This is a genomic window from Lactiplantibacillus sp. C232, from assembly GCF_023806725.1.
Taxonomy (GTDB): Bacteria; Bacillota; Bacilli; order Lactobacillales; family Lactobacillaceae; genus Lactiplantibacillus; species Lactiplantibacillus plantarum.
The window spans coordinates 44,714-58,224 of record NZ_JAMSKZ010000003.1 but is presented as its reverse complement, the minus strand read 5'-3'; the positions used below and the strand labels follow the sequence as shown (position 1 = coordinate 58,224).

Below are 13,511 nucleotides of genomic sequence, written 5' to 3'. Positions count from 1 at the left end.
CTCATTTTCACACCCCCCTAAATTTCAGTACTATTCTTGCTAGCATATAATGTACGTAACCAGCCCAATGCCATTGGAAACCAGTTTTGAACCCGTGGGACCACATCTTCAGGGTGATGATAGCGAGAATCAGCTAAATCACCAAATGCCAATCCGTGGACACCGGCTGCATAGATATGGCTCTCAAATGGAACATTATGCTCACCTAGCGCTGCTAAATAGACCAGACTATTCACAACTGGAACAAGCTCATCAGTCCGCGTTGCCCAAATGAAAGTCGGCGGTGTTTGACTCGTGACTAACTCTTGCGCATGCCAGTAAGATTCATCCGTAGTCACAGCCATCATCTCATGCTGACTAGTTGGAAAACCCATTGTCAGATCAATCACCGGATAGCTTAAAATTTGCGCAAATGGTACTAGCTTTGTCTCTTCAAAGCCATGATTATTTAAGAATTCTGATTGAGCGCCAAGCGCTGTCATCACGGCTACCAAATGTCCCCCCGCCGAAAAGCCACTGACAACAACATGATCAGAATCAGCATTCAACTCCTGCGCATGCCGTTTAACGTAGCTTAATACCGCTAATCCAATCGTGGCAGCTGTTGGATAAAACGGGCCATCCGACGTAAGATTATACTTCACTACGGCCGCCTGGTAACCCTTTGCAATAAATTTAAGTGCTACAGCTTCAACTTCCCGCTCAGAGTAGCCCGCAAAGCCACCGCCAGGAAAAATCAACGCTAATGGCCACAGTCGATCATCCGGAAATAGCGTGAATTGATCATGTTGATAGATCCACATCGTAAATGGCTGTCCTTCGGGCGTTTTTAAAGCTAGTGTGCGTATCTCCATTTCCATAACCTCCTTAAAATCTGTGTCAATAACTTGCCTTGAAACAGATTGAGCACAAAATCTCGACTATCCTCATGTGAAGACAATCGAGATTTCAGATTTACGTCTACGTCTTGTCCTAAACATCATGGGTTAGACTAATAACCAAGCGATATTAATACAAGATCGTCGGACATTTTAATTCTTCTTCACGTATGTTTCATTAATTGTTGAAACAGTCAATCCAGTCACATCATGATTACCACCTGGGAAGAGCAGGCTAACAACGTAGCTCAAGACAAAAGCTGAAATGAAGGCAACGCAAGCAACCAATAATGAAGAGATGTTTAATGATTGTACCCAGAAGGACAAGCCGACACTTAACACTAGTCCGGTTAACACCCCAACCGTATTAGCACGCTTCGTAAAGATCCCAACAGCGAAGATTCCGGCAATTGGCACACCAAAGATACCAGTGACCGACAAGAATAAGTTCCAAATCTGTGAAGCGTTACCCATCAACAGATAAATCGCAACGGCTAATCCTAACACGCCTGCAATGATAATGATTCCCCGAGCCAAGGTAACATCATTACTATTTTTGAACTTATCGTTAAAGAAACGTTGTTTAAAGTCTGTAATTACACACGAGGAGATCGCGTTGAGACTAGAAGCAATCGTTGATTGCGCGGCCGCAAAGATTCCAGCAATCACTAATCCTGCAACCCCAGCTGGCATTTGGGTAATGACAAAATATGGTACCACCGCACTCGTATTGAATCCTGCTGGCAAGGCAGCTGTGTGTTGATAGAAACTGTAAAGAATCGTACCCATTCCAAAAAATAATGGAATGGTAATCAATGCTAACCAGCCATTAGTGTACATAGATTTATTAGTATCTTTAATCGTAGCTGTCGTCTGATAACGTTGTACAACATCTTGACTACCAGTATATTGATACAAACTATTAAAGATTTGACCAGCTAAGATCAACGGCACAAACTTAGATAGATCGCCAATATTAAAGTCGTTACCAGAGATAAACTTATGATTGGTAACGACATCGTTAACCACCGTACCGAAACCACCCTTGATATAAAAGATTCCTAAAACACAAATTAACAGAGCACTACCTAGAAGCAAGAATCCTTGAATAACATCGCTCCAAATAACTCCTTCAATCCCCCCTAAGAATGTATAGAGAATGCAAAGGCCACCGACAACACAGGCAATTAGAATTGGATTGATGTTTGAAACCGATGTAATAGCAATAATCGGTAAATAGATGACAATGGCCACCCGGCTGATATGATAAAGTACGAACAGCAAACTACTAATGGCCCGCATGACTGGGCTAAACCGTTCTTCCAAGTATTCATAAGCTGTCGTTACTTTCAATTTGCGGAAAAATGGAATGTAGAATTTAACTAAAATTGGAATAATAATTAGAATCGAAAAACTTCCGATAGCGTATGCCCAGTCACTCAAAAATGCTTGTTCTGGAGTTGACATAAAGGTAATTGCGCTTAAAGTAGTTGCGTAAATACTGAACCCCGCCGCCCAAGCAGGAATATGCCCTTCTGCTTTGAAAAATGAATCCGTGTTTTTACTAGCTTTTCTGGTAAAATAAGCTCCGACACCTAGCATTGCCAATAAGTATGCTCCTAAGACAACCCAATTCAGAACTCCAAATCCAACTTTACTCATGATTTCGCCTCGCTTGTTTTATTTAAACTAATATGTGATACAGCTCGTTTACCATGTTGAATAAATGTTTTAAGCATTGATGGCGCAATAAGTGTCGCCATAACAGTCACCACAATCATTGCCGTATAGTGATTATGATCGATTAAGCCCGCCGAGACAGCGACATTCGCGACAACCAGTGCCATCTCACCTCTTGAAACCATTCCGGCGCCCACAATATTGGCCTCATTCCAGGTCAATCCAAACAATTTACCGCCAATGGCACCACCAATTTGCTTGCCTAAAATCGCAAGCACTAGTAACAATCCGATAAAAACTAGATCGTTTTGCATTCCCTTAAAGGTAATTTCAAGACCAATGCTGACAAAGAATGCTGGAATAAAGACGGCATACCCAATTGGTTCAACCTTAGCAACAAGTTGCGCCTTAAAGCGTGTTTCTGAAATCGCTAACCCCGCAATATATGCACCCAAGACATCGCTCATTCCTAACTTAACGGCTAAGAACGAAAAACCAAAACAGAGCACCATCGCCGCTGTCGTAATATTCTCAGATGCATTAACCTTATTGAATCCTCTCAGAAAGAGTGGGACAAACCACTTAGCAAGTGCGATTACAACGACGAAGAACAGTACTTTCGGCAAAACCATTGCCACAAGCGATTGGTTGTGCGCACTAGCAGTGCCAAACAGGCTTGTACTGATTCCCAATAGCACCACACAGATAATGTCGTCCGCTACGGCTGCGCCTAGAATAATTGCACCTTCACGTGTATTTAAATAATCCATTTCTTTCAATACTTGAACGGTAATGCTTACAGAAGTTGCACTCAAAATAAGCCCGAGAAAAATTGAAGTCGTCAGTGAGAAATCGAACATTCCCACACAAAGTAGGACGGCCGATGCCGTTGGAAAGATGACGCCTAATGTCGCAACAGTTAAAGCTGGCTTCCAGTAGCGAAAAAGCAATTTCAAATCGCCCTCTAGACCAGCAATAAACATTAAAATAATGACCCCGATTTCGGCAAAGTACTGAATAAAAGTACTATACGTTAAGATGTGAAAGACTGCGGGTCCCGCTAAAATTCCGACTAATAGTTCCCCAATCACACTTGGCAAGTTAAAGGTAGCCGCAATATGCGCACCTAACTTTGTCAGTAATAAGATTAAAACTAATTGCAAAAGATAGTTCATATTATTGAGCCTCGCTAACTTAATGCTTGTTTAACCAAATCAATCTGTCCCGATAAATCTGCAGCTGCAATATTATATTCCAGAAATACTGGGATTTCGGGTGACAACTGACCTAATAGACTGTGCCAATCCGTTGCCCCTTGTCCCAACATCACCGTTGTTTGATCCTTGATATCCTTCAAATGAAATACGGTGATTGCTGACTTCAATGCTGCAAAGGCTGGTTCAGGCTGTTGATCAATCCAATACCAGTTTCCGGAATCGAAAGTGTACCCTAATGTCAACTTTTGTGACTTAACCCAAGCAACATCTGACTCAAATGTCGCCAAATCACCATTCGCATTAGGTTGGTTCTCGATCGTAACTTGTATGGAGGTAGTTGCTAACAGCTGAGTTAGCGCTTCCAAGTCATGTGCTTGCAATGTTGGTTGCACACCAAAGCTATACTTCAATGATTTGATATGATATTTGGTTGCCAGTTCTAGATTTGTCACTAGACTTGCGTTATAGCCATCACTGCTAAACAGTTCCTCTGGAACCGAATAATAGAGATCCCAGTGTTGTTCCTCACAAAGCTGACTGATTGCTAACAGTTCCGCCGATCGCGTCTCGGGTTTGAAGAATTCACCGCGAACTTCAACTGCACTAACATCAAAACGAGTTACTAATGTTTTTAAGCACTCCAGTTGAGTGGCTCCTGCCTGAACTTGTGACTCATAAATTGCGGTGTTAATTCCGATCTTCATGATTTAGTCCACCCTTCACTGATTTCAAAATAAAAAACCGCTACTTAAAATCTTGCAAACATGCTTAGAAAACTGGGCTTTAACACTCAGTAGGCACTGCTTGCACTATTTTTTAGTAGCGGTTGAACTGTTCGAATGATTATTACGTTATCAACTTATCACATAATACGATAATTGTAAACGCTTTCTTTTTAATTAAAAATAATTATCGTATCAACAGCCCTGCCATCGCCCCATATAACTGGGCTTTATCGGCTAATTCAGCCGTGGTAATTTTTGTTTTAATTAAGTCTGGCGGTAATAACGGCTTCAACGCATTATTCAGTAAATCAACCAAATATTGCCCCTGTAATGATACTGCACCACCGATCAAGAGAATGTCGGGATCAAACAATAATAGGATTGATGCTAATCCCGTCGCAACTTCTGCTGCCCAATCATTAATGATGGCGACATATGGGACCGTACCACGCTTAGCTTCTTCAAACGCATCCTTAACACTCATCTGATATTTTGCTAATTGATACTCAAGCGTTAATGTTGATGCTCGCTGTTCATAATTTGTCTTGGTAAGGGGGTCATACAATGTATAGCCAATCGAATTGGCTGTCGCATGGGCACCCGTCATAAGCCGACCATCTTCGACATACGCACCGCCAATCCCCGTACCCAGTGCCACACAATATGCAGAAGTTGCGCCCTTGGCACCACCTGCTAATTGTTCGCCTAGCAAAGCCGCATCGACATCGTTAACAACAAATACCGGTAGACCAGTTTGCGCCATTAGAGCGGCTTTAATTGGTGTTCCCTGATAATCTGAGATCGTTGGCCCTGCGTATTGAATCGCACCATCTGCGCCCACAATTCCCGCTGTACTAACGCCAATCCCAGCTAACGAATACTCTGCTTGGTAGTCCCTGGTTACACGCTGTAGTTGCTTTAAGATCAGGCCATCATGATTATGCTCAGTCAGGCACTTGCCTTCATGACTTAGATGTAATGCTTCGTCAATGAGACCGTACTTAATGGTTGTTCCCCCGATATCAAATACTAAATATTGTGTTGTCATAATTATCATCCTTGCATTATTATTTGGTCGAATCGTTAAGATGAACGGCCTAACAATACCACAATAATTATTTTTTTATCAACTAAAAAAGAAATTTAATATCAGGAAAGCAACGATTGCGTAAGCGTTTTCTTTATATAATGATAATAATTACCAAAAAAATGTGTTGCAATAATTTTTATTAGAAGCTATAGTATTTCCTGTAAGCGGTTGAATTTTGAGATGATTATTACAAATCCATCAAAAAATAAATTTTAAGGAGTTTTATACTTATGAGTAAAAAACTATTATATGCAGCACAAATGACAGCCTTCGACAAAGACGGTAATATTAATTTAGATGGCATCCGTGCTCTCGTTCGCTACAACATTGACGTCAATAAGGTTGATGGCTTGTATGTTTGTGGTAGTACTGGTGAAGCCTTCATGCTGAATACTGACGAAAAGAAACAAGTCATGGAGACCGTCTATGATGAAGCAAACGGTGCGATTGACTTAGTTGCCCAAGTTGGCTCACTAAATCTAAAAGAAGCTAAAGAACTCGCTAAGTTTGCGACTGATCTTGGCTATCCGAAATTATCAGCCGTAACGCCTTTCTATTACAACTTTACTTTTGAACAAATCAAAGACTACTACAACGAAATCCTTAAAGATGTTGACAACAAATTATTAATCTATTCCATCCCTGCTTTAACTGGTGTTGCCTTAACAACCGATCAATTTGCGGAACTCTTTGAAAATCCAAAGATCATCGGAATCAAGTACACCAACGCAGACTTTTACTTACTTGAACGGGTACGCAATGCCTTTCCAGACAAACTCATCTTATCTGGATTTGACGAGATGCTTTTGCCTGCCCTTGCATTGAATGTCGACGGTTGCATCGGCTCAACGTATAACTTAAATGCACCACGTGTTCGTGAGGAAATGGACGCTTTTGAAGCTGGCGATATTGACAAAGCACGTCAACTGCAAAACATCAGTAACGATATGATTACTGATTTAATTGCCAACGACATTTATCCAACGCTTAAATTGGTCATGAAACATATGGGTGTTGATGCCGGTTACGTTAAGAAACCAATGAGCCATCCAACCCCTGAAATGGAAGCAGGAGCTACGGCAATTTACGAAAAATACTTCAAGAACTAATCTAATTTATACTAGTAGAAAGCGGTCTTTTTTATGAAAAATACATTCTTAAATACAGTTAAGGGATCATTAATTATCTCGTGTCAGGCGTTACCTAATGAACCACTGCATAGTTCATTTATTATGTCACGAATGGCCCTTGCCGCTAAGGAAGCTGGGGCCGCGGGTATTCGCGCTAATTCCGTTGTTGATATTCAGGCCATTCAAGACGAAGTTGATCTACCGCTCATTGGTTTAAGCAAAGTCGACTATCCCGCCTCACCTGTTTACATCACGCCAACAATCAAAGAGATGCGAGCCGTTGCTGCTACGGGCTGTGCCGTAGTTGCCTGCGATGTCACGGGTCAGCCGCGTCCTAACGGTGAAAAATTGGCAGAGATTGTGGCCACCATGCGAACAGAATTCCCTGATACCCTCTTGATGGCTGATACTGATACCATCGAGAACGTCAAAGTAGCGGATAAGTTAGGCTTTGATATTATTGGGACCACGATGCACGGCTACACACCAGCCACGACTGGTGCCAACATTGCTGATAATGACTTCGCCTACTTAAAGGAAGTCCTCCAAGCCACATCACGCCCTGTTATCGCTGAAGGTAAGGTGGATACGCCCGAGAAGATGAAACGTTGCCTTGACTTAGGGTGCCACGCGGTCGTTGTCGGGGGCGCCATCACCCGGCCACTCGAAATCGCACAACGCTTCATTAGCGCCTTATAATTTTAGACATTAAAAATAAAAGCCAGTCGTAAGCAAAATAACTTACGGCTGACTTTTCATTTGTTACTGAATCATCGTTAATGATGGTCGATTTGTCCTGACGTATATTCACAATAGCGCAAATGTCTCATCCAGATACTATCCCTCTTGCTCTCGAATGGAACCTACCAAATCATCCGTGGCTGGAGCGTTCGCAAGCAATGCGCGAACATCATCAAGGTTCACCTTAACATTCCAAACTAAAACACCAACTAACTTACCGGCATCTATGAAATAGACAAGCGATCCATGCGTTCGCCGATCAAAAATCAATTGCAATTTAGGATCAATATTACCGATTGCTTGCCAGGAAATATCAAAAATCATGGAATAGAAGTATGGGGTATGTTGATAGCTCATGTGAGCACCTGCCATATTACGACCAACTAATTCACCAGAAAGTCGGGCATGGTCCACGTGCTCAATCCGTTGCCGACCCAAGATGTGATCTGGATAAGAGGCAATATCTCCAGCAGACCAGATGGCTGGGTCACTAGTATTGAGATACTCATTAACTTTCACACCACCATCAGCTAAATCCAAACTACTATCTTCAGCCAAACTAATCCGCGGCGTGACACCTAACCCAACAATAATCGTATCGGCTGCGATCGCCGTACCATCCTTTGTCAATAGAATCAAATGATCACCTTGGCGTTGATATGATTGGACAAACTGACCACTCATCAGTGTGACACCATTACGTTTGAACGTTGCTTCATACTCAGCCCGAATGGACTCAGGAAATTTACCCTCGCCCAGCGCTTTTTCTGGAAAAATCATCGTAACTTTAGTCCCATTTTGAGTCAGTGACGATGCGAGCTCTGTACCAACATATCCACCACCAATGATCACAACTCGCTTGTTCGGACCACTAAATTTACGTAACTTGCGATAATCTGACCACTGTCTAAAGACTAGCACATGTGGATCAGCAGGTCCCTGGATTTGTCGAGGCTCTCCGCCAGTTGCCAGCAATAGCTGTTCATACTTGATTTGCTCACTATCAGTCAATGTAATGACCTTATCTTGCCGATTAATAGCCGTAACCGTTGTCTTGAACTTAAAAGTCACATTAGGATAATTTTCAGCACCAATCCGAATGTTCTCTTCAGTAAACTCATCATCTAGCCATAGCTTTTTACTCAGTGCCGGCCGTTCATACGGAACATCCGCCTCTTGCGAAATAACTAAGATTGCGCCCTCTGGATCTTCCTGTCGAATTCCCTTGATGGCATAGCCAGCAACCATTCCGCCACCAACAATGACGTATCGATAATTGTTTGTCTGATCCAAATCACTCATTTAATCGCCTCCATAACTTTACTTTTTCTAGGACCATTGTAATATAAAAACGCCATGATTCGAAAAATGACGCTCAAGATTATTAATCATTGATTCCTTTTATCAGAACAATAATTTTATTTGCATACCGCCAAACATCTATCAAACACCGCTGTGATCAAAATTTAGAACTGCTGCTAACACAACATAAAATAATGTTATTTTTAATTACTCAACCCAACTTTCAAGGTAAGCATTCTAAGGAATGTTTGATCATATCAGTTGTTGCTATGGCCGTTTTTTTTGATCTTGTACTAAACTATTGATCAATTCGCTATGCTATAATAATTGCGAATATTCACTTTGACTATCCGTCGTTTACAATCATCACCCGTTCAAAAGTATCAGTATATTCGGCATCATAATGATGAGTTGGTCCTTTTAATATTCACCTGTTAATTTTAAAATTCGATAAGGGAGTGTGGCCTATGCGTCTATGGCATGAACAATTAATCCATCAATTACCACGACAACAATTACTAGGTCAACACCGTGAGCTTGCCGCATTGAGAGGCAATGGTTGGGGTAAAAATCATGCAACCGTTAATTATGTTTTCAAATATTCCCCTTACAAGTTGTATCAATTTCATGTATTAGTGATGGATGAAATGCAACTTCGCGGCTATCATCCTAATAAAATATGGTATGATCCAAATTATCGTGGGCAGTTTTGCCCGCCTTATGATCACCTCACTCCTATTGCATTAACAACACCAATCTATCCAGAACACAACGCCAGCTACTTAGCAGAATGTGTCCGCAATTTAGCTGCTAAGGGAATTATCATGCCCACCACATAGCCGCTCTTTTATTTTGCTGGGTACCAACTCAACCATCGATACCCAAATTGTTTTTCCGCAGTCATAATAAGGCCAGTTAATATTAAAAAAAGTTGAACTAGACTTGAAGTGCAATAGAAAAGTTAGACTTATTTGTTTAACGATTGTAGCGCATTTCATACCATGTTCAACCTCTTTTTGTGGCATCCATCGATGTTATCTAAGCCCCATTCTATCAAAAACGTGTCGTTTTTCTAACGCCTTAATGAAGTAAAAAATAGCAATCACCTGTAATGGTATCTGAATGATGACGCGTGCCAATCTTCCCAACAATAACACTTTAAAATTAGTGCCAAATAGTACTGAAATCAGCCATGAGTCCATCATCAGACTAACAAAAATCATTACAAGTATTTGCGTCATCACAACGGATAACCAATTGACTGATTTACGATATAAAAACAAACCGTCAATAAATCCCCCTAAAAATGCAGTTAACAAAAAGGCAATCTGAAACGCGCCGGAACCAAAAATAGTAAAGCTTAATATATCGGAGATCATCTCCAAGAGACCACCCCAAATGGGACCATATAGATAACCAATACAAGCCATAGACAAAAAGCCAAAAGATAATTGAAAATACGCTGGTCCGATAGCAATTTTGTATAAAATAACGTCTAAGGCTAATAAGAAAGCCGATGTAGTCAGCACTAATAAATTCATTTTTGGCAACTGAAAAACATTTTTCGCAATAAGTTTAGACATAGGACAATCCTCTTTTTTTGATTTTAATCATACCCTCATTCTTAATAAAAGTAAATATTACTTTTATTCGATTGAAGGTGGTTTAAAATCGTCGCTCTTGATTTAGTTCCTTGAACTCAATGATATTACTCATACTAAAAGCCACTAACAGGTCAACTAGTACACCCATCAGTGGCTCATTGTAAAATTAATTTTTATCCATGTAACTTATCTTGTAATTTATCACCCAAGTTATCAATTCCCTTAGCAGTAAGTACGGTCCCACCAATAAGAACACCACTTACGATTAAGGTTGCAGCTAAACAAAACTTTAAAATGCTTTTAATCATCGCAATCATCTCCTTACTAATCCATCCGTGTCAGAACAAATGAGGTTATCGCAACAACAATCACACCACCAATAATTGAAGGAACAATTGCCATTCCGGCTAATTGTGGTCCCCATGATCCCAAAAGAGCTTCCCCAATTGCAGATCCAACCAATCCGGCAATAATATTACTAATCCACCCCATCGATTTACCTTTATTAGTAATAGCACCTGCAATTGCACCAATAATAGCACCAATGATCAAAACCCATAACCAATGCATAAAATCCCTCCTAGACTTATTAACCCGCTTAAATACAATAATAGAATTACACGAATATTTAAGCCGATTCATAAATGATTACTTCTTATAATTATCATTTTACAATTATCGATAATGATAGACAAATATAACACATTATTTAATAAATGGGTCGCTACTATTTCTCATGTGACGATTCCGGGTGGCCTAGAAAATATCAAACAGCTTGATAGCTGATTAAAATTAAACTACGCCACATGAACGATTAACTTAACTGTGCATAATGATTGAAGTCACTCTGTTAAGGTGTTAGCGTTTAAATTGTGCAAGAGCTTTCTTGTAATTTACGTGAAAAGGGCGATTAAAATGACAGAAAAATTAACGACGGAAACCGGCCAACCATGGGCTAACAATGAACATTCCCAAACGGCAGGAGCTCGTGGTCCCGTATTAATGCAAGACTATAATCTTTTGGAAAAACTAGCCCATTTTGATCGTGAACGAATTCCAGAACGGGTCGTTCATGCTAAGGGGGCCGGAGCAAAAGGTTTTTTTGAACTTGAAAACGACATGGGGGAATATACTAAGGCAGACTTATTTAATGGTGTCGGTAAGAAAACTCCCGTAATCTTAAGGTTCTCACAAGTTGCCGGTGAAAAAGGTTATCCTGACACCGTTCGAGACGTGCGCGGTTTTGCCTTAAAATTTTATACTCAGCAAGGCAATTATGATCTCGTTGGAAACAACACACCGGTCTTTTTTGTAAACGACCCTTTAAAATTTCCTGACTTCATCCATTCACAAAAACGGGATCCTAAAACGAACCGTCGTACACAAAATATGCAATGGGATTTTTGGGCTCATTCTCCAGAATCATTGCACCAGGTCACTTATTTAATGGGCGACCGAGGACTTCCTGCGTCCTATCGAACCATGAATGGTTACGGTTCCCATACTTTTAAATGGGTTAATCAGAATGGCGAACAGTTTTGGGTTAAGTATCACTTCATCTCAGACCAAGGCGTTAAAAATATGACTGCTCAAGCAGCTGAAAAAGCAATGAGCCAAGATTTAGATTATTTACAAGATGACTTATATGATGCAATTCAAGAAAAAAATTACCCATCATGGACGATGTATGTCCAAATCTTGCCATATGAGGAAGGTCTAAACTATAAATGGGACATTTTTGATGTCACTAAAGTCATCTCCCACAAAGACTATCCACTAATTAAAGTCGGCTAACTAACTTTAAATGAGAATCCCACTAATAACTTTACCGATATTGAAGAGGCGGCCATGTCGCCAGCAAATTTTGTTCCTGGTATCGAACCATCTCCCGACAAATTACTACAAGGTCGCCTATTCTCCTATAAAGATGCACAGCGATATCGGTTAGGTGCCAACTTTGAAGATTTACCCGTGAACAAGCCGGTTGTTCCAGTTCATAATTATGAACGTGATGGTTACATGAAAATTAATAATCAAGGTGCTGAGGTCAACTACGAGCCTAATGCACTTCATGGGCCAGAAGAGGTGCCGGATGCCGCACTTTCACCTGATTCTGTTCGTGGTGAAACACGCGCACAGCCTTATCGCTATCAAGTTGATTACACAACTCAAGCAGGCGACCTATATCGCTTAATGTCAGAACCCGAGCAAGAACGCTTAATTAATACTATCAAAGATGCGTTAGGCCAAGTTACTTTGCCTGGTGTCAAAGAACTCGAAATCAAGCAATTTTATGAGGCCGACAAAAACTACGGTACACGCGTGGCTAATGCTCTGGGAATGAATATTGCTGATATTATCAGTGATTAATATTTTGACCGGATGTTATCCATCGCGATATTATTTTTGTTATAAAGAATGATGATGCCGTCTCATGGTTATTAACTAAAGAGCGACAGGTTAGACTCATATCGTGTAAGTCTAGCCCGTCGCTCTTTAATTAACAAAAAATCTTAGATATAGCTTACTACTCGACCATCCTTTTATTAATAATGTAATCCCCTGTATTACCATCTAGACGACTCAACAATGCATTGAACTTTAGTCGCCGAACTGGTCGTGGAATAAATTGGCGAATATCATCTTCATTAAAGCCAACTTGAATTTTACTATCACTAATGATGATAGGCCGACGTAACAACTTCGGATGATCACACAACAATTTAAGTGCCTCATTCAATGGCATTTCGGGTAACTTAGGCGCAATTTCAGGATAGTCTTTAGATCGAGCTGAGATAATATCGTCTACACCATGTTCGGTTAAACTCAAAATACGTTTTAGATCTTGCACCGTGGGCGAATCAACACTAAAATTTTTCTCCTTGAACTCAATCCCATGTGCTTCCAACCATTGCCGTGCAACTCTAGAAGAATGACAGCTTGATTGTGTATATAACCTAATCATTCCTAATCTGCCCCTCTCTCGTTAAAATTCATCACAGCGTATTGATCGACATTAACTTCTGCCTGTCACAACATCCTTTAAACTAAACGCATTCGTTACTGTCATGACCAATCCAATACCCCGTGAACACATCTTTATTATAGGCTCTGAACAAGGGACATACCGACCGTTTTAAGACG

The 13,511-nt window shown here is 40.7% G+C and carries 13 protein-coding genes and 1 pseudogene; 4 read left to right on the top strand and 10 right to left on the bottom strand.

What is annotated here, in order from left to right:
• Window positions 1-17: 17 nt before the first annotated feature.
• From MZO41_RS04350 to MZO41_RS04330, 5 genes are all read right to left on the bottom strand, one after another.
• Entirely contained in the window at window positions 18-854 is an 837-nt protein-coding gene (locus MZO41_RS04350) for an alpha/beta hydrolase (protein ID WP_058906950.1), read from the bottom strand.
• Window positions 855-1,031: 177 nt separating this feature from the next.
• Window positions 1,032-2,540, bottom strand: a complete 1,509-nt coding sequence (locus MZO41_RS04345; protein WP_011102223.1) for a sodium:solute symporter family protein — start codon at window positions 2,538-2,540, stop codon at window positions 1,032-1,034.
• Window positions 2,537-3,733: a cation:proton antiporter gene (locus tag MZO41_RS04340; RefSeq protein ID WP_003646212.1), complete on the bottom strand. Its 1,197-nt coding sequence runs from the start codon at window positions 3,731-3,733 to the stop codon at window positions 2,537-2,539. Before MZO41_RS04340 ends, MZO41_RS04345 begins: the two co-directional genes overlap by 4 nt.
• Window positions 3,734-3,747: 14 nt before the next feature.
• On the bottom strand, window positions 3,748-4,479 hold the full coding sequence (locus MZO41_RS04335) for a sugar phosphate isomerase/epimerase family protein (protein ID WP_011102224.1): 732 nt from the start codon (window positions 4,477-4,479) through the stop codon (window positions 3,748-3,750).
• 205 nt (window positions 4,480-4,684) lie between these two features.
• The gene (locus MZO41_RS04330; protein WP_011102225.1) at window positions 4,685-5,548 is read right to left on the bottom strand and encodes an ROK family protein; all 864 of its coding nucleotides are present in this window, start codon (window positions 5,546-5,548) and stop codon (window positions 4,685-4,687) included.
• A 272-nt stretch (window positions 5,549-5,820) separates the two neighbouring features.
• On the opposite strand from MZO41_RS04330, the gene MZO41_RS04325 reads away from it, so the two are divergent.
• Together MZO41_RS04325 and MZO41_RS04320 are read left to right on the top strand one after the other, a co-directional pair.
• Window positions 5,821-6,699 carry an N-acetylneuraminate lyase gene (locus MZO41_RS04325; RefSeq protein ID WP_003646215.1) on the top strand — a complete coding sequence of 293 codons (879 nt, stop codon included), beginning with the start codon at window positions 5,821-5,823 and terminating at the stop codon, window positions 6,697-6,699.
• 33 nt (window positions 6,700-6,732) lie between these two features.
• Complete coding sequence (locus MZO41_RS04320; RefSeq protein ID WP_013356059.1) at window positions 6,733-7,419, top strand: N-acetylmannosamine-6-phosphate 2-epimerase; 687 nt, start codon at window positions 6,733-6,735, stop codon at window positions 7,417-7,419.
• A gap of 138 nt (window positions 7,420-7,557) precedes the next feature.
• On the opposite strand, the gene MZO41_RS04315 is transcribed toward MZO41_RS04320, so the two are convergent.
• The gene (locus MZO41_RS04315; protein WP_013356060.1) at window positions 7,558-8,763 is read right to left on the bottom strand and encodes an NAD(P)/FAD-dependent oxidoreductase; all 1,206 of its coding nucleotides are present in this window, start codon (window positions 8,761-8,763) and stop codon (window positions 7,558-7,560) included.
• Between the two features lie 467 nt (window positions 8,764-9,230).
• On the opposite strand from MZO41_RS04315, the gene MZO41_RS04310 reads away from it, so the two are divergent.
• Window positions 9,231-9,602: a TIGR02328 family protein gene (locus MZO41_RS04310; protein ID WP_003642922.1), complete on the top strand. Its 372-nt coding sequence runs from the start codon at window positions 9,231-9,233 to the stop codon at window positions 9,600-9,602.
• Between the two features lie 195 nt (window positions 9,603-9,797).
• Here MZO41_RS04310 and MZO41_RS04305 read toward each other — a convergent pair whose 3' ends face one another.
• The 3 genes from MZO41_RS04305 to MZO41_RS04300 form a co-directional block, all read right to left on the bottom strand.
• Window positions 9,798-10,346, bottom strand: coding sequence for a folate family ECF transporter S component (locus MZO41_RS04305; RefSeq protein ID WP_003642923.1), 549 nt, complete (start codon window positions 10,344-10,346; stop codon window positions 9,798-9,800).
• A 194-nt stretch (window positions 10,347-10,540) separates the two neighbouring features.
• Window positions 10,541-10,675, bottom strand: coding sequence for a hypothetical protein (locus MZO41_RS16775; RefSeq protein ID WP_003643581.1), 135 nt, complete (start codon window positions 10,673-10,675; stop codon window positions 10,541-10,543).
• A gap of 16 nt (window positions 10,676-10,691) precedes the next feature.
• Window positions 10,692-10,937, bottom strand: coding sequence for a GlsB/YeaQ/YmgE family stress response membrane protein (locus MZO41_RS04300; protein WP_003643582.1), 246 nt, complete (start codon window positions 10,935-10,937; stop codon window positions 10,692-10,694).
• Window positions 10,938-11,282: 345 nt separating this feature from the next.
• On the opposite strand from MZO41_RS04300, the pseudogene MZO41_RS04295 reads away from it, so the two are divergent.
• Window positions 11,283-12,737: pseudogene (locus MZO41_RS04295) on the top strand (catalase).
• A gap of 157 nt (window positions 12,738-12,894) precedes the next feature.
• Here the strand turns inward: MZO41_RS04295 and MZO41_RS04290 are convergent.
• Window positions 12,895-13,332 carry a Spx/MgsR family RNA polymerase-binding regulatory protein gene (locus tag MZO41_RS04290; RefSeq protein ID WP_013356062.1) on the bottom strand — a complete coding sequence of 146 codons (438 nt, stop codon included), beginning with the start codon at window positions 13,330-13,332 and terminating at the stop codon, window positions 12,895-12,897.
• Window positions 13,333-13,511 lie beyond the last annotated feature (179 nt).

What these genes read in the sequence shown, in the direction of transcription:
- MZO41_RS04325 (WP_003646215.1), top strand. Translation starts at nt 5,821, where the DNA reads ATGAGTAAAAAACTATTATATGCAGCACAAATGACAGCCTTCGACAAA.
- MZO41_RS04340 (WP_003646212.1), bottom strand. Translation starts at nt 3,733, where the DNA reads ATGAACTATCTTTTGCAATTAGTTTTAATCTTATTACTGACAAAGTTA.
- MZO41_RS16775 (WP_003643581.1), bottom strand. Translation starts at nt 10,675, where the DNA reads ATGATTAAAAGCATTTTAAAGTTTTGTTTAGCTGCAACCTTAATCGTA.
- MZO41_RS04335 (WP_011102224.1), bottom strand. Translation starts at nt 4,479, where the DNA reads ATGAAGATCGGAATTAACACCGCAATTTATGAGTCACAAGTTCAGGCA.
- MZO41_RS04350 (WP_058906950.1), bottom strand. Translation starts at nt 854, where the DNA reads ATGGAGATACGCACACTAGCTTTAAAAACGCCCGAAGGACAGCCATTT.
- MZO41_RS04320 (WP_013356059.1), top strand. Translation starts at nt 6,733, where the DNA reads ATGAAAAATACATTCTTAAATACAGTTAAGGGATCATTAATTATCTCG.
- MZO41_RS04330 (WP_011102225.1), bottom strand. Translation starts at nt 5,548, where the DNA reads ATGACAACACAATATTTAGTATTTGATATCGGGGGAACAACCATTAAG.
- MZO41_RS04290 (WP_013356062.1), bottom strand. Translation starts at nt 13,332, where the DNA reads ATGATTAGGTTATATACACAATCAAGCTGTCATTCTTCTAGAGTTGCA.
- MZO41_RS04315 (WP_013356060.1), bottom strand. Translation starts at nt 8,763, where the DNA reads ATGAGTGATTTGGATCAGACAAACAATTATCGATACGTCATTGTTGGT.
- MZO41_RS04305 (WP_003642923.1), bottom strand. Translation starts at nt 10,346, where the DNA reads ATGTCTAAACTTATTGCGAAAAATGTTTTTCAGTTGCCAAAAATGAAT.
- MZO41_RS04345 (WP_011102223.1), bottom strand. Translation starts at nt 2,540, where the DNA reads ATGAGTAAAGTTGGATTTGGAGTTCTGAATTGGGTTGTCTTAGGAGCA.
- MZO41_RS04300 (WP_003643582.1), bottom strand. Translation starts at nt 10,937, where the DNA reads ATGCATTGGTTATGGGTTTTGATCATTGGTGCTATTATTGGTGCAATT.
- MZO41_RS04310 (WP_003642922.1), top strand. Translation starts at nt 9,231, where the DNA reads ATGCGTCTATGGCATGAACAATTAATCCATCAATTACCACGACAACAA.